This is a genomic window from Cryomorpha ignava, from assembly GCF_010686655.1.
GTDB lineage: Bacteria > Bacteroidota > Bacteroidia > Flavobacteriales_D > Cryomorphaceae > Cryomorpha > Cryomorpha ignava.
The window spans coordinates 39642-66421 of record NZ_JAAGVY010000009.1 but is presented as its reverse complement, the minus strand read 5'-3'; the positions used below and the strand labels follow the sequence as shown (position 1 = coordinate 66421).

The following is a 26780-nucleotide window of genomic DNA, read 5'->3' as shown; positions in this document are numbered from 1 at the left end:
AGTTGGAGATTCATCATAGCCACACGCTTTGCATCGTTGGGAATATAGCTGTTTACCCCTGATGAAGAGGAAGGAGCCACATTTGCGACAGCTATAACCATCTTGCCATTTCAAATTGCTAAATCCAACATACATCTTTCTTTTGTTCCAAACTGAGCGCTGAATTTCTTTTTACTTAGGTCTTTTAAGAGCATCATCATTGCTTGTTTTTGACAATTATAGAAGCTCACAACGTAACCAATTTAGATTTTAACGGATTTCGACATCTTAATGGATAACCCTATCAAAACTTAAATCTTGCGCCATGATGAGTCGCAGATAAGATATACGCATAGATAGGTTACTCCTTCATGGCTTTGATAATTGTTGTGACTACGACACAGGACTTCGCAGCAAGCTACTTAACGTGTGCTATTATATGTTGTCCCGTTGGGCTTGACCATTAAATTGGGGTTCCATTCGTTCTCCATTCCATTAGTTCCCTCCTCATCACATCTACTTGCTTCGCTTCGAACATACGGAGTCATTTCTACTAAAAAGCGGCCTCCTCAACCATAGGGAGTAATCTTGAGATCTCTCCGATAAGTTGCGCTGCTTCGGATTCAAAAAACCGCAGTGCCCCTTCCTCTCTTAACGGTTTAATTTATGCAAACTAAAGGAGTAGCATAGAGATTTAAATCTGCTTTCAATCTAAATTTTATTCCTTATCAAAGATTCAAACTCTGGTTCAAAAAAACTTCAAAATGAATTGAATAATAAAATTTAATTCTAAATTCTTGGATAAATTAAGAATACTATTTCTTACATTGTATATAGCTAACCAACAACCCCCTTAGTATGAAAATTATAGTTTACGGATCGCTTAACACCATTCCCACAGAGAAAATAAGCGATGGTATTGAACTTGTTCACGATGTAGAACTCCATTCGTTTAGAGCAGGAGACGAGATAATAGAATTGGATGGAGTAGCCCAAGATGACCCCATTGAGCTTCATGGCGAAAATGACTACATAGAAATTACCACCCTCGGAATTCTGCTCGAAAAAAAAGAACCAATCAGCCAGAAAAGAGGAGCCGGTGACGAACCCGAATTAGTTATTCTAAACGATTTAATTGAGTTTGATTCAACCGAAAGAGGCCTTGGCCTGCGAAGGCTCTTTAAAAGAATTAAAATTTTTGGCCTTAATAAGGAGCTTGCAAAATTAACATTGAGCCAACTAGCTTTGCGCCTCGATACCAAACTAGTACCCAAAGAAGGTCTATTTAAATGTACTACTCCCAATGAGGAAATTGCTGCAAGTTCTTGGGTTTCAGCTATAGAGAAAACAAGTTCGCCTATACTTTTATTGTTGCATGGTACGGGCTCTAATGTGCTTGGTACTTTTGGCGGGTTTACCACAGAAGGCGATAGAACCATATGGAATGAGATAAAAGAAAAATACGGAGATAATGTTTACGGTGTTCAGCATAGAACATTGACCAAAAGTCCATTCGAAAATGCCATAATGGTGCTTGAAGCGCTTCCAAAAAATGCAGTAGTTCATATGCTCTCCTGCTCAAGAGGTGGTTTGGTTGGAGAAATATTGTCTCAAAGCAATACGGCGGCAAATACGGGTTTTACAGATCAGGAGTTAAAGATATTTGAGGATCTTGACAGAGATGCTGACACAGAAAATATGAAGACCTTAAATCGTCTTTTTATTGAGAAGAGCATAACGGTTGAAAGGTTTGTGAGAGTTGCCTGCCCTGCCGCAGGAACGCTGTTGGCGTCAAAAAGAATAAACATATACTTTAATATTATGCTCAATTTAATTGGTTTAGTCCCCTTTCTGGCGGGCAATCCAATTTACATGTACCTCAAAGAATTTTTGATAGCCTTTGTGAAGCTAAGATCAGATCAAGATATCGTGCCCGGACTGGAGGCCATGGATCCAGCTTCGCCATTAATTAAAGTCCTCAACAATAGAACCAAAACTATCCATTCAGAACTGATTGTAATAGAAGGAGATGCTGTAGCGAAAGGGGGTTTGATGAAAATCATTAAAATACGCTTGATTGACTTGTACTTCCTTGAAAACAATGATTTTGTGGTGCACTCCAGAGCGATGCATCAGGGAATTAAAAGAAGCTCTACCCACGTTTTCTTTCATCAGAATGAAACTGTAAGTCATTTCAAATATTTCTCAAATCCGCTTACGCAGAAGGCCATTCTCATCGGACTTCAAGGGAAGGCAAATGAATTGCTTGGCTTTACAAAAATAGATGAAGGCCAGGATACTGATGGTGTTATGGACTTTATTGTAAATCGCGCCAAAACCAGAAATCTGCCAACAATTATTCTCGTTCCCGGCATTATGGGATCAAAATTAATGGCCAATGGGAAAAGAGCCTGGGCCCATCTACCAAGTCTTGCCAGGGGTGCAATGAGCGACTTGGATATCGATAATCCAAATGTAGAACCGTATGATCTGATGGGGAGTGCTTATAAGAAGTTCGTTCGCTCCATGTCACATTCTTATAACATTGTTCCATTTCCTTACGATTGGAGAAAATCTATTGAAAATGCAGCTGATTTACTTGCGCTTAAGGTGAAATCTGTTTTGGATGAAACCAATAAACCGGTTCATATCGTTGCCCATTCCTTGGGCGGTTTGGTAGTGCATGCGTTGTACAATAATTATAAAAACGCTGCTGAAACCGAGGTTTGGGATACTTTAATGAAAAGGGAGAATTCAAGAGTTTTACTACTCGGTTCGCCTTTGAGGGGTTCGCATATAATACCGCAGATCATGCTGAGGGAAGAGCACTTTTTTAGAATACTGCATAATCTGGATATTACCAATTCTCAAAAAGAATTTCTTGAAATTATAATGAATTATCCGGGAATTCTTGACTTGTTGCCAGAGAATTCTGACATAGATTCAGCAGGAAATACAATCGATTATTTTGGAGACGAATTCTATGAACGATTAACCAAATATGATGATAAATTTTCGAGGCCTGCACTGGCAAAATTGAAAAAAGCATTAAAAACCAGACAAAGGTTTAAAGAAGACCCTATCCAAGGGAAAAATGTATTTTATATAGCCGGAAAAAGCGATTCTACACCTGCAAAGCTTATTGAAAACGCTGATTCAAAAGATAAACGATACACCCTTATTGGAACCACAAACGGAGATGGCCGCGTAACCTGGGACACTGGAATAACCAAAGAACTAAAGTCAAAAACCTGGTATATGGACGCTTCTCACGGTCAGATGTGCAACAAACCGGAATATTTTGATGCAATAAGCGAAATTTTAATATCCGGTAAAACGGAAAGATTGAGCAAGTTTGCTCCGGTATCAAGAGGAGTAGAAGAGTTTTTTGAAATTGTTGAAACAGAACCAACTTTGGTCTCTAATACGCTTGAGCTTGAAGAAAAACTATTTGGCATAGTTCCGGAAGTCGAGGATGAGAAAAAACTTCCACCTGTTAAAATCACATTAACCCATGGAGATTTGGGCTACGCTAAATATCCGGTGGCGGTAGGCCATTTAAAAGATGATGGTTTGGTAAGTGCAGAAAATGTGGTTGATAAGTACATGGATGGCATGTTGTCGGATTATTACAATGCCGGAACCTACCCGGGAAATATTCAAACTTCGCTGGTCATTTTAAACAACGACGATGGATACTTTAAAGGAGCAGTCGTTGTAGGGCTCGGTCAGGCAGGATCCTTGTCAAAAGGAAACTTAGAGAAATCGTTTGCCGATAGTTTGATCACCCTGGTAATGAAACAAATAGAGCAATACAAAAATTCTTTTTTAATTGATGAATTAAAGTCTGTGGGAGTTTCAACTCTATTAATAGGAAGCGGATATGCCGGGCTCACTTTAGGCGATTCTATTAAATCATTGCTCAATGGGGTAACACTTGCAAATAAAGAGATACAGCTTTTAAAAAATAGTAGTGTAAAGCAGATTTCCGAAATTGAATTTGTAGAGATTTATGAAGACAGAGTGATTTCTGCAGCTCAACTTTTAAATAGACTCATTAAAACAGAGCATTACAATGACTTTTTATTATCGTACCCTATTATAAACGAGGTCTCCGGAAAAAGGCTGAAAATTGCCGAATTAGATACAGACGAATGGTGGTTCAGACTTCAGATTACGGAAGAGGTAATTGACAATGATGAAATCAATCCATTGAAATTTGTTTCTATTACAGATAAGGCGAAATCTGAAGTGAGAATACTGCCTACCCAACGCAGGCTTATTGAAAAACTATTGGCATCAATTGTTACCAATTCAAGCGATGGGCGCAGCATTTCCAAAACCCTGTTTTTTCTGATCATTCCACCTGAATTAAGGGATTTTGCTACCGATAAAAGAGATATGATTTTAATGTTGGATAAGTCTACCGCTTCCTATCCTTGGGAGTTGATTTACAACCCTTCTTTGATCAATAAGAAGCCCATCTCCACTCAAAGTGGGATGATAAGACAGCTGGCTGTTTATAATTCTGATAACGTGAAATACACGTTGGGAGATTCAGCTTTTGTAGTGGGTAATCCAAAAGTTCCTGCCGGATTTGCAAATTTGCCCGGAGCACTTGCCGAAGCTAAACTGGCCGAAAGTAAATTGAAAGACAAGGGATTTAATGTGGTAACTTCATACGAGCAGGAAGGAGAGGAAGTAATGATAAAACTCTTCAACAATGACTATCGCGTAATGCATATTGCGGGGCATGGAATTATTAACGAAAAGCATCCTGAAAATTCAGGAGTAGTTTTAAGTAATGGAATTGTTCTTTCTTCCTTGGAAATAGGCTTAATGGAAAAAATGCCCGAGTTTGTATTCATAAACTGTTGTTTTTCGGGAGCCATTGGAGGTGAAATCATTTACAATGAAAATCTCAATAAATTGGCTTCTAATATCGGAGTGGCCTTTATAGAAAAAGGAGTAAAAGCCATAGTAGTTGCAGGATGGGCCGTGGATGATAAAGCGGCTGAAAATTTTGCCGATGAACTCTATACGAATATGTTGGCAGGTATTAAATTTGGTGAAGCAACTAAAATAGCCAGAGATGGCACATTCAATAAATTTGGCGATACCAATACCTGGGGTGCCTACCAGTGCTATGGAAGCCCGTATTACGAATTGCGTTCTACCAATACCAAGACGAAGAGTACATTTAATGAATACGTTTTTTACAAAGAAGCGCTGGTTGACATTCTAAATATAAGGAGTAGCTCAGACATTAAGTCAAGTCGCGAAATAGACTATCTGGCATCGAAACTAAACGAAATTGTTAATCACCTTCCGGTAGAATGGCTTAGCCATTCTGAAATATCTCAATCTTTGGGAAATACATTTTATGAATTGGGTCAATACGATAAGGCAATAGAGTATTTAGAGCTTTATGAAAAAGGCGAGAAAGCAGATTTTTCAATAAATGGATTGCGGAATTTGTCAAATCTTTTGATGAAAACGGCCATTATTAAAAAGCAAAGCAATGCATCTCAGAAAGAAATTAACGCGGCAATAAAAGAAGCTGAACGAATTGCTGAAACACTTGCGAATATCCATGAAAGCAAGAATATACTAGCTTTGAAAGGTGGTAATTACAAAAGGAAAGCTTTAATTGTCAATACTGCTGAAGAAAAGATCGAAGCTCTGAAAAAGGCCAGAGACTGCTACAAGAAATCATATCAGCAGGATAGAAATGCGGGTCTGAACGACTATTTTTCTTTAATAAACTGGTTGTCAATGGAAGAGATATTAGAGTTTTACGGAGTTGCTAAATCGAAAGATATTATAAAACCGAAAGCTGTAAATAAGCTCATCAAAGATGCTAAAGTCGAACTAAAAGGCCTCACTCTTAGACAGCCAAATTTCTATAACTTAGTTACCGAAGCAGGTTTTGAAGGATATAGATTGTTTGATTTTGCCAGCCATCAGGGCAAAACAGAGAAGATGATAGACTATATGGCAACCTCTTATCAAAAAGCATGGAAGCTACGCGGATCGCGAAGAAAGGCCGAAAATATAATCGGTCACTTTGAATTCGTATGCGATATTCTACATATCGATAAGGAAATAAAGAATCAGGCGCTCAAGCAAAAATTAGAGAATAATCTTACTTCGTTTCAAACGGTGCTGGTGAGTATTAATGAGATTTTTAAGGAGTGATGGTGGGGGAGGTCAGCGATTGATACAGAAATAATTTCGTGAATAGCGAAAGTTAAGCTTTTCGTTGTTTTTCACAATTTCAAAGCTACCAACAAATACTGATGCAGAAATCTGGAGTTTTCGATTGACCGTTCTGATCGTATCAACAATCTGTTTTGACTCTTTGAACTTTATTATTTAGGGTAGAGCCATTTATAATCATGATGTTTTGTCTGAACGCGAATCTACATTTTTAAAAGTGTTAATAACGATTTGTCCTGCTTTGTGGCTTACAATTTAATCAAATCTGTTTGAAGTGACATTTCTAAATATTGATGAAGTTGTATTGTCAATTTAAGAATGGCTCTTCAATTAATCCAACTTCGATATTACTTTAGGTTATATAATTATCCACTGTAACTGAAACCTTACGGGTTCACTGATTTAGTTTAAATAGCTCATAAATTTCTGTGGAAATCCGCTCTTAGCCCTGAACCTTTAGCGCTGAAAACTGAGAAAGATCTGGACGACGTTGCTTATTATACCGCGAAAAAGGTTTGAGTATACACCCAAACCGCTATATCTCCATATGAGGTTATACCAAGTTTTTATTACATGAAAGTTACAACACCTGTATCCATGTCATAAATTCCGCCTACTATTTTAATTTGTCCATTGTCTTCAAGTTCCTTTAAAATAAGGCTGTTGCTTCTAATTTGTTCTATAGTGTGAACAACGTTGCTTTCGCAAACCTTATGAACAAATTCTTCGTTTTTAGAGTTGCGTTCTCCTTCATACTGAACTTTTTCTACTGCTGGACGGATTTTACTCAGCATTGCAGTAATGTTACCCAATTTCACATCATCTATTGCTGCTTTTACTGCTCCGCAATGCTCATGTCCTAATACCAAGATTAACTTAGCGCCTGCTACTTTACAGCCAAATTCCATACTTCCAAGCAAATCTTCATTCACAAAATTACCCGCAACTCTGCCTACGAAAATATCTCCAATACCTCTATCAAAAACATCCTCTACAGGCACTCTGCTGTCAAGGCAAGATAAAACAACTGCCTTAGGGAATTGACCCGAAGCACTTTTTCTAACTTGTTCAGAGTGGTCTCTTGCGGTAAGGTCGTTGCTAATAAAACGCTCGTTACCTTCTTTAAACGAGTTCAAAACATCATCAGGCGATAAGGCATCCCTTTGTTCTTGAGTGAGAACTTCTTGTACAAGAGGCTTTACTTTTTGCTCATCCACCGGGGTGTCAGGTGTTATCTGTTCTGGTTGATTGTTGCAGGCCACCAAGACTATTGCGGCCAGTATTATCGTTAACACTTTATTTCTTTTCATGTTTACTCGTTTTTGTTGTGATGCCTACCTTGTAGTTCGGTGTTCAGCTATTCCGATTTTCTTAAAAATTAAAAAAGGTTATAATATTCAATTGATTTCTGGAAACATTGTTTGTGGTTTGATTCATAACTCCAATTTCAGACCTAAATCTGGAAGAAAATCTATACCCAATTCCACCATAAAGTCTGTTTCTGTCGAAATAATTCTGCTCAGTATTCACAAAAATCTCATTATAAGCGGAGAGATAAACAGTTTTGTCTTCCACAAATTTTTTATTTAGCGCTATATTAAAACTCAAGAAATACCGCAATCTCAACCTGAAATCTTCATTGAAAAATCTTTGTTCAAATCTATATCTATGCAGCATATTTAATCTTCCAAATGATTGTCTTGTAATAAATTGCTGATAAATTCTATTTTCATTGAAATTGGTTTTATCTTCAGTATTTGTGATGTAAGGTTCACTATAAATGAATGCATATCCTAAGTGTATATTATTGTTGTTTTCCGTTAAGTTATATCCTACCCCGGTTCTCAATAGCAATTGGTCAGTATCACCAATAAAGTTGAAATTTCTGTATTGAACTTCGTGATGCCAGTTAAGCCTTTGATTTATCTTTTTATCTCCGAAGTAAATCAACCAATTGCCGAAATCGCTCTTTTGTCCAAAGATTGCTAGTGGAAATAATAGTACTATGATTAAGCTTATTTTCATTCTACGAATATCCTTTATTTTCATTATGTAAAGCGGTAGTCTGCGTCGCACTCCATATTTTTTGATAAAATTACATAAACAATAATATATGCTCATCATATAATTCATTAATAATATTTATGATATTCATAATCATTTGTATTCTGTTCTTAGATGTGATATTTTTATTCACCAAATATAATGTCGCTTAAATAAGGAAAGATTATTCTGCGTAGAGTCAAACAGTTTAACCAGAAAAGTTTTCATCTAATTTTTAGGTTAATTGGAGCGAAAGGAGCCATGAATTTCTTAAGATTGTAGAAAGGTCTCGTTCCAATAAAAGCTGAACGAAGCCAATTGTTAATATGGTAGAAACTTTGCCAGACTAATTTTGAAAGAATATGAAGCAATGGCTTTTAAAGCAATAAATGTCATTGTGCGATTAATGCGCATAGGAAGTCCGGCAAACTCTCAAATTTGATAAGCCGAGGCTGATAAAACATGAATATTGTAAACCATTCATAGCAAAAATCTCGTCACTTCAAGTGAATCCACAGCTTTCAAAAGATGAATGATATTACGAAAGAGATACTCGCTGTGGATTTGAATCGAGATGTATAACGTAAATTAAGTCGATGAAAATTAAACCAATAAAAGCTATTGCATTTTTATTTTTGCGTTATAAAATAAGATTCTGTCTCGATAAAATTTAAAACTTAAGAATCTCTAAATCGCTTCGCTCATCCATAGGGAGTCCCTGCAGTCCTAAGAGTTTCTAAAATTTAAAACCACATTTCGACAAACTCAATGACCGCACGATGTGACGTGATACGGAGCAGCTTGAAAAATCACTTATAAAACTCGTGTAATTTACATTCTCTTAAGTTTTTATTGGTAGCCGAAACTTATAAAAAGCACTATTTACGGATTGCTTTTGATTGATTAAAATGGAAATTCTTGTTACTGGTAAGTTTCGAGGGAATCAGATAAAATAAATAGAATTCCTTTCTGGGATGGGAATACTACAAGTTTATAAAAATTTACGGAAATAATCAACTAAAAGTGAGGAATCTAGAGCCTAATATTTCACCAATTCATAATTTGTGATTGGATGAATGAAAAACGAAATCATGTGAGATTAAGAAATTTTGATAAATTTAACGGCATGAAAAACGTTAGGAAGTAATTGTCTCTACCGTCCGAATCTTTGAAACATGAAAATTTTATTTAACCTATTCTTATTTTTATTGATGATTACTGGAGTGGTTGGTTGTAAAAAGGATGAATCGCCATCAGGTAGCGACGAAAAAGAAGGTGTTCTTTATTTCAGAGGCTTTGATGAAGAGCAAATCATTTTTTATGTGGGCGGTGAAGAACGCTCTTCTAGTGATTTTGATTTTACAAAATTATTCAACGAAACGCGCCAGTCCTGGATTTCGGAATCATACTATCAGGACAATACATACTTCTTTGACGGTGATACCTTGGAAATAGATGTCGGTGAGGGGCTTATCTCCAGAAAGGCTTATCTTTTTTCCAACGACTCAGTTTTTACTACTGAACCAGATATTATTACTAGTATTTACTATCAAAGCTATATAGGCATGGGAACTAAAACTGAAATCAGAAATAAGCAGGGTTTGTCTTATACCCGAGTTTATAGAGCAAACGGAACTGTGAAAGAGGGTGGGGGATTCGAACCTTCGAAATACAATACACCCGAATCAATGATCGGAAGATCCGAGTTTCAGGGAATAGATCAAATGGGCGAAAATGATACGCTTCTTCTACTTAATCAAAGGAAACTTTACAATTAGAGTCTCACACCTTTTCAGATCGTATCTATATTTATGTTATTGTATTTATCGTGTGTGCCGAATAAATGACCACTTAATGAAAATTACAGATTGAGAGACACTCCATTCGCAACTGTCCTTATTTTGAGAACAATTCACTAGAAAGGATAGAAATTTGTCTGAGATAGCCAATGCGAAAGAGTTAATGTCTCACTTAAACTGTAAATCGAAAGCGGTATTTGAGAGTTTTATTTTAGTATTTGATAAAGAGTTAAGTGTCTGCTTTATATGTGCAGCTCTGTCTTGTTTAATAAAAGTTGGTATTAAATCAACTAGCTTTATTTTAAGGAGTCGATTTACTACAACAATATCCTCTTTTGAGAATGGTCTCAATCCATTCACTAATTCAGACATATATCCTTTCCGGTGTCCCAATATCTTAGCAAGATCATTTTGGTTTAAGTCGTACAATTTCAATTTGGCTTTAATCAAGACCTTTCTCTTGTAATAAAACTCGTTTTCTGCCTTAACCAGTGATTCTGCTATATCACTCTCTTTTATTTGATTGTCGGTGATAGAATTTTCATTAGCCCAATTATCTTGCTCATATTTTTTTATTAAACTTCGAAGATGCTCACGAATAGCTTGGTATGATTTATCTTCTTTAACCAGTACGCGAAGCTGTAAATATATAGAACTAGCTCTTTCGTATTCCAACTCGCTTTCTAATAGCTTGACTTTTTGAATGTTATGTATTGATAATTTGTCCATTTTATATCAAACTTTGAGTTCTTAACCATTTTTCAATTGTGGCTTTGTTGCCTTTGAAAATATTATTAAATCCATCATGAGAACCGCCCCAGATAACAGTCGCTTCATTATCCTCAAAAACTATCAGAATCATTGTTCTGTGAATATTAATATTAAAAAAGTAAAATCCATCGCTATGCACACAATCAGCATCGGGACGAGTCATTTTTACATTTGTTTTTTTATCCCATTCGGCATAACTACTCACTCTAAAAGCTAGATTTAAATTTTTTTTGATGGTTGATACCACTTACACATCCCAAAGAAGTATGAACTTTACAATATTATTAATCTCAACTCATATTTCTAAAGCTCCTAGATAAAATTAGAACCTCATTCAGTACAAGAACAACATTCTAATTAACCGAGTTCAAGGAAAAGTAATTCGTCCGATCCAAATCATCCCACCCCCATTTAACAAACCCCAAAACAAGAAATACTACCTTGCCAAGAATAAACTTCAAAGCATACAGCTTCACTAGGAAGCCATAAAACCGAATTATGACCTTTAAAAAAATACTTTTCATATCCTTTGTTTTTCATTTCATGATGCTAAGTAGCTGTGCCCAGACGAAACCACAGGAAACCCATGAAAAAACAGCCGGATCTGGAAATCAGCTGGCCAATGCTAAAAGCCCCTATTTGCAACAACACGCCGATAACCCGGTGCACTGGCATGAGTGGAATGAGGCCGCATTGGCGGAAGCCGAAGCTCGTGATGTGCCTTTGCTAATAAGTATAGGGTACGCCGCATGCCACTGGTGCCATGTGATGGAGCACGAATCTTTTATGGATACAACGGTGGCACGGTGGATGAACGACAATTTTGTCAACATAAAAATAGATCGCGAAGAACGACCCGATATCGATCAAATATACATGAATGCTGCCCAGATAATAAATGGTCGTGGCGGCTGGCCGCTCAATGCTTTTGCGCTTCCTGATGGGAGGCCTTATTATGCAGGAACCTATTATCCAAAAGAGAATTGGTTGGAGGTATTGGAGCAAATGTCAGATGCGTATAAAACACAAAAGGATGAGGTAGTGAAACAGGCCGATAATCTAACTAGTGGCATTGCCGATCAGGAAGTTATACGGGTTGCGGCGGTGAATGTGTCGGAATTTGAGGAAGCTGACTACGATGCCATTTTTAAGAAATGGGAGGGAATGATAGATTATAAAAAAGGCGGATATAGCCGGTCGCCAAAGTTTCCACTGCCCGCCGGATGGGAGTTTTTATTGCAGTACCATTACCTTACCGGAAATGAAAAAGCGCTGGAGGCGGTGAATACGACTCTTACTGAAATGGCCAAGGGCGGAATTTACGATCAGATAGGAGGTGGGTTTGCCCGATATAGCACCGATGAAAACTGGTTTGCCCCCCATTTTGAAAAAATGCTCTACGATAACGGTCAACTGGTGAGTCTTTACGCCAATGCGTATAAACTCACTAAGAATGAGGAATATGCAGAGGTGATCAGACAAACACTGGAATTTATAAAACGCGAATTGACCAATAAAGATGGTGGGTTTTATTCGTCGCTCAATGCCGATAGCGAAGGCGAAGAAGGCATATTTTACATATGGACAGAGTCTGAAATTAAAGCCATTTTAAATGCTGAACTCGCCGGGCTGATGATAGATTACTACAACGTAAAAACTTCGGGAAACTGGGAGAGCGGCAGAAATATTCTATACCGGGATATCGAGAATAGCGCCTTCGCCGAAAGGCATAACTTAACCGAAATACAGTGGAAAGAAATGCGTGACAAGGCGAATAAACTACTGCTCGATGCTCGCGCAAATAAGGAGAGACCCAGTACCGACGATAAGGTGCTTGCCGGCTGGAATGCGCTGATGCTGAAGGGATATATTGACGCTTATCTAGCTCTTGGCAATGAAGCCTACCTGGACGCAGCTCTGAAGAATGCTCGCTTTTTAGAGAAAAACATGCTTCAGAAAGATGGGAGCCTTTTGAGAAATTATCGCAATGGCGATGCCGATATTCCTGCTTTTCTTGATGACTACAGCCTGCTTGCCGAAAGCTATATTAAGCTTTATGAGGCAACATTTGATTTGCACTGGCTCACTCTGGCTAAAGGGTTGGCAGATTACAGCATTGCTCATTTCAGGAATGATGAGAGCGGTATGTTTTACTACACTTCCAATAGTTCTGAAACCCTGATAGCCCGAAAAATGGAAATTGCCGATAATGTAATCCCGGCTTCAAACTCGGTAATAGCAAATGTATTATACAAATTAAGTATATTTTATTATGATGAGGATTACCGAGAAATGTGTGTTGAAATGCTTGGGCATTTGCAAGACGAAATAGAAAGTGGAGGCCCGTATTATGCCAATTGGGCCTTGCTAATGGGTCAGCTGAGCTACGGATCTTACGAAGTGGCAATAATAGGCGAAGGGTTTTTGCCAAAAAGTATGGCCATGCAGAAGGAATATTTGCCGATGTCGATCTTTATGGGAGGTGAAAAAGAAAATCTTCCGCTGCTCGAAAATAAACTGCTACATGGGGAGGCGACCATTTTTGTATGCCGCGAGAGGGTTTGTCAACTTCCTGTTGTAGAGGTTGGTAAGGCGCTGGAGCTTATTAAATAGACCCTGCGATTAGCTGGCTGTAACCGGTCGCAATGAGCTTGGTTTTAATAAGTGATAATCTCAATCCCGCTTTATTCCCGAAAGGGCATAAATGAGTGGCAACTTATTGCCGAATTTCTTCATTCTGAATTTTCCCGGTTCATATTCTTCGCTATCCGGAAAAATATTGTAGGGCGAATAATCAAATTCACGAAGCTGCGTGAGGGCGATTCCGTGATTGTTAAGGGCTGTGCAGACTTCGCCAAGCGCGTGGTTCCAGGTAATGGTTTTGGTTCGTATTGGCGCATCTTTCTCGGCGTAAGTACCGGTTTCGGTTTCTAAAATGGGCTGATCGTTGAAATAACGGTATTGAATTTCTTTAAAGTCATTGTCAAACATCCAAACTACAGGGTGAAACTCGGCCATAATAAAGCTACCGCCGGGTTTTAGGTAATGTGCAACAACTCCAGCCCATTTATCTATATCGGGCAACCAGCCTATTGTGCCGTAACTGGTAAAAACAAAGTCAAAATTGCCGGTAAGCATTTGTGGAAGGCTATATACATCGCAACAAACAAAACGGGTATCAGCACCCACTTGCTTGGCAAATTTTTCTGCTTCGGCAATAGCAGTATCACTAAAGTCAATGCCTGTAACATGCGCACCCATCCGCGAAAGCGAAATAGAATCTTGCCCAAAATGGCACTGAAGGTGGAGAATGGACATGCCTTTAACATCTCCCAAAAGGTCGAGCTCTATTTGGTTAAGCGACGACTTTCCGGCAAGGAAATTTTTCTGGTCATAAAAATCAGATCCAACATGCGATTTTGTTTTCTCATTCCACGTTTGCCTGTTTACTTCCAGATAATCTTTTGAGTCGCTCATTCTACTACCGCTTTGTTTGCTTCATTCTCGTCAACACGAAATCGGGTAATCCGCGCAATTAGATTGAGCGGCATAGGTTTATCAAGCGGAAACTGCACAGAGCCTTTACCCTGTTTAAAAAAGGACAGTTCTTTGGCGAAAGCTTTGTGACCACTGGGTGTGGCGTAGAAGCCAATGTGATTTTTAAACCCGGCAAAATAAACAAGTGGTTTTCCATTCAGCTTATAAGCAGGCATTTTATAACTTATATCCTCATCGGCGAGTGGTGCGATTTGCAAAATTGTTTGCCTTACCTGGTTCAGTTGTTTCTGAACGTCTTTCGGGAAACTATCAATATATGTCTTTACGCTTTCCATTTTTTCGGCGTTTTATGATTTTAGCTTTTTACCTTTTTCAAACTTCACTTCTGTTTCCGGTTTACCGTTCTTGTCATACCGAATCCACGAACCGTGTTTATCTCCGTTTTCAAAATTCCCTACCTGCCACAGGTCACCTGTTATGCGGTAAAACTTCCATTCCCCTTCCATTTTATCGTTTCTGTAAGCACCTGCGGCCTTCACCTTTCCATCTTTGAAAAAGTAAGTGAGGTGATCTCTAGTCAAATCATACGTTTTTTGGCCATTCGCAAATTTCCTTTTCATATGTATGTACTTTGTGATTTTAGCCTAAAGATAATCATTTAAAGGAAAGAGTTTGAAATAGCTTCAAGCTTTAAGCCTTAAGCTTTAAGCTATTTGTAAAGTGCAAAATCCAGATGTAATCTGTGCAAATTAATGAACAAGAAGTAATATGATCTGATCAGTGTAAACTAGGCATCATCAGCTTGTGGCTTGAAGCTTTCGGCTTGCAGCTTACAGCTCGTGCCTCGCGACTAGCGACTCGAGACTCGCGACTATTCGATAACCCCCGACCCAATAAGTTCCTCACCCTCATACCAGGCCACAAACTGTCCAGGAGCCACTCCGCGTTGTGCGTCGGCAAACAAAACAAATAAGGTATTGCCGTCGTACCGAAGTTCGGCATCAACAAGCGCCTGACGGTAGCGAATACGCACCATGTAAGAACGCGTTTCTCCAGCTTTCATAGCCAGGTCGCGGCGAATCCAATGAATTTCTGAATCTTTTACCCGCAGCCCTTTTCGGTACAAGCCTGGATGGTCGTCGCCCTGACCTGTATAAATCAGGTTTTCGACAACATCAGTACCTATTACAAAAAGTGGTTTTTCTTTTCCGCCTACCTGCAGTCCTTTTCGCTGGCCAATGGTAAAATAGTGCGCGCCGCGGTGGTTGCCCACAACTTCGCCTTGAGCGGCGGTAAAATGATGCGACTCGGTAAGCGCTTCTGCGTCACCATTTCCGTTTACGGTTAAAACCGTATCGGCAGGTATTTCAATAATCTCACCTTCTTTTGGCTTGAGCTGCTGCTGCAAAAAATCGGGCAGACTTATCTTGCCCACAAAGCACAATCCCTGCGAATCTTTTTTATTGGCTGTAACCAATCCTTGCTCTTTGGCTATGCGTCGCACTTCAGATTTGTCGAGATGACCGATAGGGAAGAGGGCTTTGCTCAACTGCTCCTGGGTAACCTGACATAAAAAATAGCTTTGATCTTTATTCTTGTCCTTTCCGGCAAGCAGGCGATACACCTTTTTTCCATCTACTTCTATTTCTTCCTTTTGGCAGTAGTGCCCCGTAGCAACATAATCGGCACCAAGGCTAAGTGCAGTTTTTAGAAAAGTGTCAAACTTTATTTCGCGGTTGCACAGTACATCCGGATTTGGGGTGCGACCTGCCGCATATTCGTCAAACATATAGTCAACAATCCGCTCTTTGTATTCAGCGCTCAAATCTATTACCTGATATGGAATACCCAGCGATTGCGCCACGAGCATTGCATCGTTACTATCTTCTATCCAGGGACATTCATTGGCTATAATAACCGACTCGTCATGCCAGTTTTTCATAAAAAGGCCTATTACATCGTATCCCTGCTCTTTTAAAAGGTAGGCAGCCACGCTTGAATCAACGCCGCCCGAAAGGCCAACAACTACTCGCTTCATTTTGATAAAAATTGAAGGGCAAAGTTACTCAACTTATAGCACCCAACCGAATCTGGTTTGAAACACATAGTCAGATTTGGAGAGTCTTTGCAGTCGACTTCTTAAAGCTCCTTTTATTCGGAATAACTCCATTAACGAAACCTCTCAATTATGCACTCATAATCAATCTTCTAATGCCAATAAGATACATTCTTTCGGTAGCGTCAAGCTCTCCGTCTGAAGCCATGATGGCTTTTATCTCGTCAAGCAATTCTTGAGGGCTACTCTGCTTGTAATTGTGAGTTCGCACATTTTCAAGCATCACTTCAATGCGCTCTGAGTCTGAATCTTTTTCAAAAATTCGGTGTACTTTTCCGTAAACTTCTGGTGTAACCTTACTCAAAATATATGCTTTCTCTTCTGCGGTTTCTACAAAGTCGGCCTTGGCCGCGTAGAGCAATAAATAAGCAAAAAATTCTTCTTTGGTAAAGCCCATTTCTTATTTGCTGATTATAAAGCTAAAGGTAAGAAATGTTTTGGTGCTTAAAGGATCGAGAGCCAAATAGAGTAGTAGAAGAAGCGTTTTTCCACTCTGATTTTAATGTTAACATTCCAATTGATAATCCGTTAAAACAAAAAAAAATAACTTCCTTTTAAACTTCCTATCCAAATATTTTCATAGCTTGCTATCGCTTAACTAATTGTTTGAATTTACGCTCACTATGAAGAATTATTTATTCGGCGCAAGTCTTTTTATGCTCGCATCAATTTTTGTATCATGCGGTGAAGATGATGAACCGGAACCGCCTGCAAAATCGCCGGTAGAAGTTACATCGCCTGTGGTTTTTAATCCCGATGAGGTACCTTATCAAACTCTTTCTGAATACAATTTTTTTGAGGGAAATATGGCCGATTTTAGTCCCGTATTGGGAGTGTTGCCCTACGATGTTATTACACCACTTTTTAGCGATTATTCCAAAAAATCACGTTTTGTCTGGATGCCAGACTCTGTAAAAGCCACTTATGAGAGCGATCATAACATTTTAAATTTCGCGGATGGAACCATATTGATCAAGAATTTTTACTACGATCACGTGCAACCTCTTGACGATAAGCGCGTCATAGAAACCCGTGTATTATATATGCTCAACAATGAATGGCAATTTGCCGAATATGTGTGGAATGACGAGCAAACCGAAGCTTTTTTAGATATGGAAGGTAGCAATACCAACATTAGTTTTGTAGATGAAGCCGGACTTACCATGACTGTAGATTATCGCATTCCCAACCAATCTGAATGCCTTACCTGTCATAAAGTAAATGAGAATCCGATTCCAATTGGCCCCAAACCGCAAAATATCAATTCTGATTATGCATACACCGATGGGGTTAAAAACCAACTCATTAAATGGGTTGAAATGGGATATCTGGATAGCAATTACCCCACCAATATTGTAACAACCGTAAGATGGGATGATACCAGCCAACTGCTCGAAGACCGGGTGCGCTCATACCTTGATATGAATTGTGCTCACTGCCACCGTAGCGGAAGCCATTGCGACTACAGAGAAATTAGATTTGGATACAATGAAACCACGAATGCTGATATAATGGGCATCTGCATGGAATCGCAGGTTTATATTAATTCTGATTTAAATTATGTGATCGCCGGCGGCAAGTCCAATAAGTCTGCCTTGTTCTTCAGACTAAACTCCATTGATGAAGAAGTGCGCATGCCACTTCTCGGACGGTCTGTGGTACACGAAGAAGGTTTACAACTCATTTACGAATACATTGAATCATTAAACCCCTGCTAGTAAATAGCTTTTAACTAATTATTAACCTAAAATTTGAAACCTATGAAAATTGCTTTACTCTTATCAGCCTTAACCCTATCTATTGCTGTTTCTGCGCAGAATTCCTGCGACAGTGCCTTAGTGGTAGTTCCGGGAATTTACACAGTAGTAGATACACTAGATGGTGCGCCCCCCGAGAATTCATGCTTCGGGTTTAGCTCAGAAGTAACCCACGCGGAGTGGTACACCTACACAGCTTCCGAAGATATTATACTGGTGATTTCGTCAGACTTTTCACAAAATTTAGGTGTTGATACACGGCTAAACGTTTTTACCGGAACTTGCGATGACCTTAATTGCCTGGCGTACAATGATGATGGAGGTTCCAGCACGCTCACTTACCTCCAAGTTTTTTTGCCCGAAGATATGACAGTTTATATCGCCTGGGATAATAGATATAGCCACTACGGATTTGACTTTGAAATTTCTGAAATGGAATATGTACCACCACTTCTTGGTTTTACTCCTGTAAATTTAAGCGGCGATGGAACCAAGCTGGGTGTTGTAGATATGAATGGCGACCATCTGGATGATGTTGTCGGCGTTTCGTTTCAAGACAGAGACATTCAAATCTCTTATCAGCAGCCTGATGGTTCGCTCGATTTTCAGATATTACCCACCGTTACCCCCACTTATCTCCCTTCATGGAGTATGGCTGCGGGCGATTTAGATGGCAATGGATATAATGACCTCATTTTTGGTGGTGGTCAGGGCGTTTCGTTTATGTTTGCCAATGAAAATGGCACTGCTTACACGCACTTTACCGATAATAATTACATTTTTTCGCAACGATCAAATTGTGTGGATATCAACAACGACGGTTACCTTGATGCTTTTATTTGCCACGATGTTGATCCCAATGTTTACTATATCAATAACGAAAACGATTCGCTTACCTTTAATCAGGGAGGCCTTGGCGATGTAGAGACTGGCGGAAATTACGGTTCGCTATGGGTAGATTATGATATGGATGGAGATATTGACCTTTTTATATCAAAATGCCGCGGTGGAAACTCACCGGCACGTATAAATGAGCTGCACAGAAATAATGGCGACGGTACTTACACCGAAATTGCTGAAACGCTTAGCCTTAATGACTCTATTCAAACCTGGTCGTCGGCCTGGGGCGATTACGACAACGATGGCGACTTCGACATCCTTATTGGCGCAAGCTCATTTGCAGACGGTACCCACAAATTGCTTAGAAATGATGGTGGGACTTTTACAGATATTACCGCAGGTAGCGGTATTGACAATGTAACCGGAACGAGCATTGAAAACATTTGTCATGACTTTGATAATGATGGATTTGTAGATGTTCTCGGTATGGGCAATTCCTTTATGCACAACAATGGCGATATGACCTTTACCCAAATTGAATTCGATCCCGGAAACGGTCCTGTCGGAGATTTGAACAACGACGGTTTTCTGGATATTGTAAATGGAGGAACACTTTATATCAATCAGGGAAATGACAACAATTACATAAAGGTTGTACCGCAGGGTACAGAGAGCAACCTAAGTGGAGTAGGCGCAATAATTACCGTTTATACACCTTCGGGCAATTTTATGCGACAGATATTTAGCGGCGACGGATTTAAGTATATGAGTAGCCTCACCGCCCATTTTGGTCTGGGACAGGAACAGATAATTGACAGCGTAGTTGTGGCATGGCCTTCCGGCAATGTTGACGTACATGTAAATCCAGACATTAATACCACCCTGCTGGCAGTAGAAGGGATGGAAACATCTCCCGTAGGTTTGAATGAAAATGCTGCCGAGCCATTTTTGATTTTCCCAAATCCTGCCCGCAATTACATTATTGTTGAATCACCAAACACCTATAATTTATTGACTTACACTATTTTTGATTTAAATGGAAAACGCGTTCAACAAGGAACAATGAGCGGTAAGTCAATCAATATTTCTTCACTTAGTTCGGGCGCTTATTTGCTACAGCTTATAGCCGATGGACAACGTGTAGAGCAAAAGATAATTAAGGAGTAAATTCCTTATAGAGCAGCCATAAAAGACCACCGCAGGAAGTATTTTTCTGCGGTGTTTCTTGGTTGCAAGCTACGAGCTACAAGCAATATATAAGCTTTAAGCCGTAAGCTTCAAGCTTTAAGTCCATAGAACATGCCCCGGTCATGACTGTAAGATCTGCCAATGCGAAGCGTGACATGCGCACTACCACTTGTGATGGACTTTCTTACCGCTTACGGCTTGAAGCTTAAAGCCGTTTCCATCTTGTCTCTCTCTTTCTCTCCCTTGAAGCCTGATGCTTATTGCTCATCTTTAAAGCTTACGGCTTGAAGCTTACGGCTTGAAGCTTGTTGCTCATCTTGAAGCTTATTGCTCGTCTTGAAGCTTGCAGCTTGAAGCTTACAGCTTGAAGCTTACAGCTTGAAGCTTACAGCTTGAAGCTTACAGCTTGAAGCTTACGGCTTGAAGCTTGTTGCTCATCTTTAAAGCTTACAGCTTGAAGCTTGTTGCTCATCTTGAAGCTTGCAGCTAAAAGCTTGTAGCTCTCTTACCGCTTGCGGCTTAGAGCTAAAGACAAATGTCCCTCGAGACAATTCTCTCCCCAAACTTCTCCCTCGCGACAAGAGACTAGCGACTCGAGACTATTTCAAAGAAACCTGCACCCCTAAATCCTTAACCTCTCCGCTATTCCCTCGCGCCGTAATAATCACCGTATAAACTCCATCAGGATATTGATTTTCTTCCGGGCTCCAGAGGGTCAGCGCCGGTGGTGGATTGGTAGCTTCGCCGCTATGGAGAAGATTGCCCCAGCGGTTGCGCACTTCCCAGCGCATAATGGCTACGCCACCGGTTTGTGCCACGAGGGCATCATTGCGGCCATCGTTATTGGGAGTAATAATATTGGGAACAATCATTTTTACTCCTTCCGCTACCCGAATGGTGGCAAAAGCCGTATCTGCACAAGTTTCGTCAATGCGGTAGGCTATAAGCGCAACTGTAAAGGTTCCCGTATCTGCGAATGTATAGCCGGTATAATTAGGCGAATTGCTAAAAGGTTCGCCATCCATAAGCCAGACATAGCTCGTAGCATTCGTACTTTGGTTCTGAAAAACGACTTGAAGTGGCGAATAACCCGAATCCGGGTTTGCAGTAAAAGCTGCTGTTTGAAAGGGACTTAAATCAAGCATCACGGTACTGTCCCACAGACATCCCAAGGCATCTTGCACAGAGAGTTCATAACTACCGGGCGCAAGATTCTCAAACATGGAACTGTTTTTTTTTTCTCCGTTAACAGTGTATTGAAACGGTGCTTTTCCATCCATTCCTCCAAAAATAATCTTGCCGGTATTGGCGGGACAGGTGCTGGGAATTATTTGAAGACTTTTTGGACGCGGCACTTTGCCGACTGTGAGAAAAACAGGGATAGTTTGTGCGCAAGCACCGTCTTCATCATCGTTCCACATCCGTACCCGGTACCAGCCACTGCTATCTGCATTGCAAATGGGATTGGCAATTGTAGAATCGCTAAGACGAGCGGCAGGTGTCCATGCGTAATGGTCATAGCCCGGTATGGCGCTAAATTCTATGGGTTCCGTGTAATCAGGCTGGCCTCGGTTTGGTGCCTGTCGGCGGCAGGTAGATTGAGAGCGGGGCATCTCTCCTTGAGGGAGACTGCAATTTGGGGTGTACACGATGAAGAAGGCTGGGTGGGGGTTATAGCCACTTAGATTAATGTTGACGGGATTGAGATAAAGTGCTTGTTCTTGTTGATCGCTTAGATAATCATTAATTACTGCAATTCCATCACTGCGATATACTTGTGTATTTGCAGTATCATCATCTAAACCAAATAACTGCCCATTTTCATAATAAAAATGACCGCGAACACCTCCAGCAGCAATATTTGTGGCATCTTCCCCCCAGATGCAGCCTATAGAAGTGGAATTTATTCCGATACAAGTTCTGTCTTGGTAATAATTTGTAATTCGATCCGAATAAATTGAAAAACCCACATCCGTATTTGAACGATAGTTAGGTTTTTCAAACTTATAACTTTGTGATTCAGTTTGTTTTTTAGATGCAGTGTATATTCGTATACAACAAGTGTCAGAAATCGTGGGTGAGGTATAAAAAAAGAGGAATTGAAGACTATACCATCCTTGAGCAATTATTTCAGGCGACGTATCTAAACCATTCATGGATACACTTATAGTGTCATTTTGAATATTTACATTATCTATTATATTTTTTACGTTGACTGCAAAATATCCAGTATTCGTGTTGCCTATTTGTTCTTCTCCAACTTGAGTACCAACATCCCAAGAATATTCTACATTATTGACCGTAAAAGGTACTGACTTGGGTTTTCCATATCTATAAGTCAAAACATAGGCAGCTTTTATTTTATAATTATCCTCCCATTTAATTTTGAAACTGCCATCTATAAATGAATATGCTGTTCTACCTGCAGCTGTAACACCTCCCACGAAACATTCTTCAGTAAACAGATTTTGGCAAAACATTTCAACTTGCGAAAAAAACAGTAAGATTATAATAAGACTCCATTTCATATAATTGTTTGCATAATGCTTGCTAAAGTGGTTTTTTTTTAGCATCGCAAGTAAATCACTTAAAACTTTACATTATGAAGAAGAATTACTTTAGTATTGCTAAGCATGAGAGTTAATAAGAAATTTTGAATTTTCCCGTATTAGAATGAGATTGAAACATGAAATGGTCACGACAATGCTGACCGACCAATTTAGATAATAAATACAGACTCGTGTTTGAAACACAAATTGTTGAAAAACAGATTAACGTCATCGTTCAAAGCGCAGATTTACCCACGGGTATTGTCATCTATAAACTCTACATGAGGGGAGTTCTAAAAATTCATTTTTTACAGAAAAGTCTAATAAGCACGAACTCCTTTTAAATGCTTTTTGAACTTTCTGTTGTAAATTTATAAATTTATTTTACATTTTCCCTAATTTTTTTTGAATATTTTTACTAACTAACTAACTAACTAACTAACTAACTAACTAACTAACAGTAATTTGTGATTTAATTCTAACTAATTGCTCATATCTAAATAAGTTGTAGGTTAAGTTGATCAAACCAATTATTCCTGTTGCTCTTTTTATGCCTACTGATTTCAAACACAATCCATTCATACTTTGTTCCATAAAGCCAAAGACGTGTTCTACTCTTGCTCTAGTTCTTGATTTTTCTGTGTTTTTTGCTTTTTGTTCTTCCGTTAAAGGGCTATTTCTGTATCCTTTCTCGTGAACTTGGTTTTCCATTTCGTGTTTAGCAATCGTTTTTTCTTGATTTTCTCCGGTATAAGCACTATCGGCATATAATTTTTGACCTTTATCTTTTTCGTCCAGTAATTCATCTAATGCTTGCGAATCGTGAACTGATGCATCAGTTACCACATATTTATTTACAAATTTGCTTTTAGAATCTACTTTTGCATGATTTTTATACCCAAAGAATGTTTCATGATTTTTCTTTGTCCACCTAGCATCTATATCTTTATGCGATTTTTTATGTGGTTTATCGTTCCAAAGTTCATCGCCTTCCCCTTTTTTTATTTTTGCATTTTCTTCGCGCGTATTCCTTTGTCTTGGTGCAACCGTAAAACTGGCGTCAATCATGCGACCTTCATTTAAAATCAATTCCTTTTCCGCTAAAAAATCAACGAAAAGCTCAAATAATAAAAGGATTAATCCACTTTCTGTGAGTTTTTCTCGAAAAGACCAAACGGTTTTTTCATCCGGAATTTTATCCCCAGTTTCAAGTCCCAAGAATTGTTTAAAACTGATTCTATCTACTATTTGAAACTCAATTTGTTTGTCTCCCAACCCAAAATACCGCTGTAAAATTATGATTTTAAACATCATAACTAAGTCATAAGGTTTTGATCCAGCATTGTTCTTTTTCTCAGTATTCAAAAGTTTGGACTCTAATAATTCACGAAAAAATTCAAAATCTATCACAGAACTAATTTTTTCTAAGGGGTTGCCCATTTCGGTCATGTGTTCAATTGCATTTTGCTCATCAAAAAGCCCTTTTTTTCCTTGTTTTTTATACTTTACAGATTTCATACCTATTTCATTCAAAATTATGTGTAAATATACATATAAATAATTGAATATCAAAGTGTTAAATTATAGAACTCCCCATGAACAATACAGAGGTTGAAATCGGTAAATTAATCAGTATGAAATAAACTCAATAAGATAGTGTACCAATCTTGAATTAGAAAAGCGCATCGGGAGTTTCCGGTGCGCTTTCGGTTTTTTTCTTAGCCACAAGCTATAAGCCACAAGCCACAAGCTATAAGCCACAAGCTTTTCTTGCAGCTTGAAGCCTAAAGCTTGCAGCCTTCTTGCAGCCTTCTTGCAGCTTTCTTGCAGCTTTTTCAAATCAGTTTCCGTAGTTTCGCCAAGTGAACAAAGTAAATCCCATTATTCTGGTTGGTCCCGCTTTTCCGTTGCGTGGAGGGATTGCTCATTTTAATGAGTCATTTGCAAAATCGCTTATGGATGAAGGGTATCCCGTAGAGTTGGTAAGCTTTTATCTACAATATCCTTCCATTCTCTTTCCGGGAAAAACCCAAAAATCGGAGGGAGAACCACCAAAGGGATTGACCATTCATAACTGGCTTTCGAGTGTAAATCCTTTCTCATGGCGCAGGGCAGCTAAGAAAATTATTGCGCTCAATCCCCAACTCATAGTTATTCGGTTTTGGATACCATTTATGGCCCCCGCTTTGGGCGCATTGGCAAAGAAGCTGCGAAAAAAGGGAATTACCGTAATTGGTCTAATAGACAATGCAATACCGCACGAGTCGCGCGGGCTTGATAAAACCCTTTCTACACTTTTCTTTAAGCACTGCACCGCCTTCTTTACCCTTTCGGAAAGTGTGGCAGATGACTTAAAGGTCCTCGCTCCGGGAAAGAAAATTCAGACGAGCCCGCATCCGGTTTACGATATTTTTGGATATCCTGTAAAAAAAGCTCAGGCCCGAGAAAAGCTCGATCTTGACCCGGAGCAAAATTACATCCTCTTTTTTGGATTTATCCGCGCTTATAAAGGTCTTGATTTGCTCATAGAAGCAATGGGAACGGATGCCGTGAGAAAGCTAGACCTCAAACTAATTGTGGCAGGCGAATTTTATGAAGACGAGCAGAAATACCGCGATTTAATTCAGAAGCTTGATCTGAAAGATTCCATTATTATTCGCTCTAACTACATTCCACAAGATGAAGTGAAATATTATTTTTGCGCGGCCAATATCGTTGCTCAAACTTACCGCAGTGCTACCCAAAGCGGAGTAACCCAAATAGCCTATCACTTTGAGCGACCCATGCTGGTAACCGATGTGGGAGGGCTTGCCGAAACAGTGCCAAACGGAAAAGTGGGTTATGTGGTGCCGCCAAATTCCGGTGCAATAGCCGAAGCAATTGTACGTTTCTTTTCTGAAATGAATGAAATACCATTTGCCGAAAAGGCAGCCGTGGAAAAAGAACGCTTTTCATGGTCGCATTTTACACGTAAATTTATCGATTTTGCTGATCAACTAAAATGAGCCTGACATCTAAACAAATTTATCAATATATAGCTCTCTCTGCTTTTGTCTTTATCGCTATTTGCGGAAACGCACAGCCGGGAGCGGCACCCAACGAAACCGATGCTAAAGGACGGAAACAAGGACTTTGGCAGAAATATTACCCCACAGATACCATGCAGTATCAAGCCACTTTCGTGGATGGAAAACCGGTGGGGGAGCTTATTCGCTTTTACGAAGATGGTTCGCTTCAGGCCATTATCAATTACACTAAAGATGGGTTGGAGCGCGCCGAATTATTTTATCCCGAAACAGGTGAGGTGATGGCAAAGGGAAATTATATCGATCAAATGCGCGACAGTATTTGGCTGTTTTATTCAGAAGCAGGAGTGCTCACAAGTTCTGAAACTTATAAAGGTGGTGAGAAGAATGGAATGAATATGATTTACTATACCGATGGAAGTGTTTCTGAAAAAATCATGTTTGAAAACGATGAGAAAAATGGAGAGTGGCTCCAGTTTTTTAATGATGGCACCCCTAAGCTTTCGGCAAATGTGGTAGATGGAGTGAAATATGTGGGCGACTACGTTTCGTACTATCCCAATGGAAAAAAATATCAAACAGGGAATTATGTTGACGGGCTCAAGCACAGCTCTTGGTACACCTATCGCGAAGATGGTTCAATAGAAATTATATACGTATACCGCTATGGGAAAGTACTAGAAGAGCATCCGCAAAATGGGGTTTTTGATGCCTATTTTCCAAATGATATCAAAAGGTACGAATACACGTACAAGAAAGGAAAGAAGGATGGCCCCTTTAAAGAATATTATGAGATGGGTGAGTGGGTTACTGAAGAAGAATTGGATAATTTTGGAAATAAATATCCTGTACAGCGCCTGCATGGTACTCAAGTGCGACGAGAGGGAAAGTATAAGGAAGGTGAATTGAATGGAGAAATAATCTACTATACTGAAAAAGGAAAAGTAGAGAAAAAAGAAACGTATAATTTGGGGGAACTAATTGATTAATTTGTA

The 26780-nt window shown here is 39.3% G+C and carries 18 protein-coding genes; 7 read left to right on the top strand and 11 right to left on the bottom strand.

Annotated elements, in window-relative coordinates; all coding sequences use genetic code 11:
* Window positions 1-837: 837 nt before the first annotated feature.
* A complete protein-coding gene (locus tag G3O08_RS06955; protein ID WP_163284259.1) occupies window positions 838-6177 on the top strand; it encodes a CHAT domain-containing protein in 5340 nt (1779 codons plus the stop codon).
* A gap of 590 nt (window positions 6178-6767) precedes the next feature.
* Here G3O08_RS06955 and G3O08_RS06950 read toward each other — a convergent pair.
* Window positions 6768-7508: a carbonic anhydrase family protein gene (locus tag G3O08_RS06950; protein WP_163284257.1), complete on the bottom strand. Its 741-nt coding sequence runs from the start codon at window positions 7506-7508 to the stop codon at window positions 6768-6770.
* A 61-nt stretch (window positions 7509-7569) separates the two neighbouring features.
* Window positions 7570-8223 carry a DUF2490 domain-containing protein gene (locus G3O08_RS06945; protein WP_163284379.1) on the bottom strand — a complete coding sequence of 218 codons (654 nt, stop codon included), beginning with the start codon at window positions 8221-8223 and terminating at the stop codon, window positions 7570-7572.
* A gap of 1193 nt (window positions 8224-9416) precedes the next feature.
* On the opposite strand from G3O08_RS06945, the gene G3O08_RS06940 reads away from it, so the two are divergent.
* The gene (locus G3O08_RS06940) at window positions 9417-10019 is read left to right on the top strand and encodes a hypothetical protein (protein WP_163284254.1); all 603 of its coding nucleotides are present in this window, start codon (window positions 9417-9419) and stop codon (window positions 10017-10019) included.
* A gap of 189 nt (window positions 10020-10208) precedes the next feature.
* Here the strand turns inward: G3O08_RS06940 and G3O08_RS06935 are convergent, their stop codons facing one another.
* Both G3O08_RS06935 and G3O08_RS06930 read right to left on the bottom strand, forming a co-directional pair.
* Window positions 10209-10769 carry a helix-turn-helix transcriptional regulator gene (locus G3O08_RS06935; protein ID WP_163284252.1) on the bottom strand — a complete coding sequence of 187 codons (561 nt, stop codon included), beginning with the start codon at window positions 10767-10769 and terminating at the stop codon, window positions 10209-10211.
* A 1-nt stretch (window position 10770) separates the two neighbouring features.
* A complete protein-coding gene (locus G3O08_RS06930; protein WP_163284249.1) occupies window positions 10771-11058 on the bottom strand; it encodes a type II toxin-antitoxin system HigB family toxin in 288 nt (95 codons plus the stop codon).
* A gap of 251 nt (window positions 11059-11309) precedes the next feature.
* Here G3O08_RS06930 and G3O08_RS06925 point away from each other — a divergent pair, with 251 nt between their 5' ends.
* Window positions 11310-13424 (top strand): thioredoxin domain-containing protein, encoded by a 2115-nt coding sequence (locus tag G3O08_RS06925; protein ID WP_163284246.1) that lies wholly within the window; start codon window positions 11310-11312, stop codon window positions 13422-13424.
* Between the two features lie 60 nt (window positions 13425-13484).
* Here the strand turns inward: G3O08_RS06925 and G3O08_RS06920 are convergent, their stop codons facing one another.
* The 5 genes from G3O08_RS06920 to G3O08_RS06900 all read right to left on the bottom strand — a co-directional run bounded on the left by G3O08_RS06920 (window position 13485) and on the right by G3O08_RS06900 (window position 16822).
* Window positions 13485-14288 carry a class I SAM-dependent methyltransferase gene (locus G3O08_RS06920; RefSeq protein ID WP_163284244.1) on the bottom strand — a complete coding sequence of 268 codons (804 nt, stop codon included), beginning with the start codon at window positions 14286-14288 and terminating at the stop codon, window positions 13485-13487.
* Window positions 14285-14644 carry an iron chaperone gene (locus G3O08_RS06915; RefSeq protein ID WP_163284242.1) on the bottom strand — a complete coding sequence of 120 codons (360 nt, stop codon included), beginning with the start codon at window positions 14642-14644 and terminating at the stop codon, window positions 14285-14287. Before G3O08_RS06915 ends, G3O08_RS06920 begins: the two co-directional genes overlap by 4 nt.
* A 12-nt stretch (window positions 14645-14656) precedes the next feature.
* Complete coding sequence (locus G3O08_RS06910; protein ID WP_163284239.1) at window positions 14657-14929, bottom strand: toxin-antitoxin system YwqK family antitoxin; 273 nt, start codon at window positions 14927-14929, stop codon at window positions 14657-14659.
* A 251-nt stretch (window positions 14930-15180) separates the two neighbouring features.
* Window positions 15181-16347 (bottom strand): tRNA 2-thiouridine(34) synthase MnmA, encoded by a 1167-nt coding sequence (gene mnmA / locus G3O08_RS06905; RefSeq protein WP_163284237.1) that lies wholly within the window; start codon window positions 16345-16347, stop codon window positions 15181-15183.
* A gap of 148 nt (window positions 16348-16495) precedes the next feature.
* A complete protein-coding gene (locus tag G3O08_RS06900; RefSeq protein ID WP_163284235.1) occupies window positions 16496-16822 on the bottom strand; it encodes a hypothetical protein in 327 nt (108 codons plus the stop codon).
* A 226-nt stretch (window positions 16823-17048) separates the two neighbouring features.
* Between G3O08_RS06900 and G3O08_RS06895 the strand changes: the two genes are divergently transcribed.
* Both G3O08_RS06895 and G3O08_RS06890 read left to right on the top strand, forming a co-directional pair.
* Window positions 17049-18143: a hypothetical protein gene (locus tag G3O08_RS06895; RefSeq protein ID WP_163284234.1), complete on the top strand. Its 1095-nt coding sequence runs from the start codon at window positions 17049-17051 to the stop codon at window positions 18141-18143.
* Window positions 18144-18185: 42 nt separating this feature from the next.
* On the top strand, window positions 18186-20189 hold the full coding sequence (locus G3O08_RS06890) for an FG-GAP-like repeat-containing protein (RefSeq protein WP_163284231.1): 2004 nt from the start codon (window positions 18186-18188) through the stop codon (window positions 20187-20189).
* Between the two features lie 620 nt (window positions 20190-20809).
* Here the strand turns inward: G3O08_RS06890 and G3O08_RS06885 are convergent.
* Window positions 20810-22738 carry a T9SS type B sorting domain-containing protein gene (locus G3O08_RS06885; RefSeq protein ID WP_163284229.1) on the bottom strand — a complete coding sequence of 643 codons (1929 nt, stop codon included), beginning with the start codon at window positions 22736-22738 and terminating at the stop codon, window positions 20810-20812.
* Between the two features lie 471 nt (window positions 22739-23209).
* Window positions 23210-24277, bottom strand: a complete 1068-nt coding sequence (locus tag G3O08_RS06880) for an IS5 family transposase (RefSeq protein ID WP_163284227.1) — start codon at window positions 24275-24277, stop codon at window positions 23210-23212.
* 344 nt (window positions 24278-24621) lie between these two features.
* Between G3O08_RS06880 and G3O08_RS06875 the strand changes: the two genes are divergently transcribed.
* Window positions 24622-25764 carry a glycosyltransferase gene (locus tag G3O08_RS06875; protein WP_163284225.1) on the top strand — a complete coding sequence of 381 codons (1143 nt, stop codon included), beginning with the start codon at window positions 24622-24624 and terminating at the stop codon, window positions 25762-25764.
* Window positions 25761-26774 (top strand): toxin-antitoxin system YwqK family antitoxin, encoded by a 1014-nt coding sequence (locus G3O08_RS06870; protein ID WP_163284223.1) that lies wholly within the window; start codon window positions 25761-25763, stop codon window positions 26772-26774. The genes G3O08_RS06875 and G3O08_RS06870 overlap by 4 nt, the downstream gene beginning before the upstream one ends.
* Window positions 26775-26780: the final 6 nt, after the last annotated feature.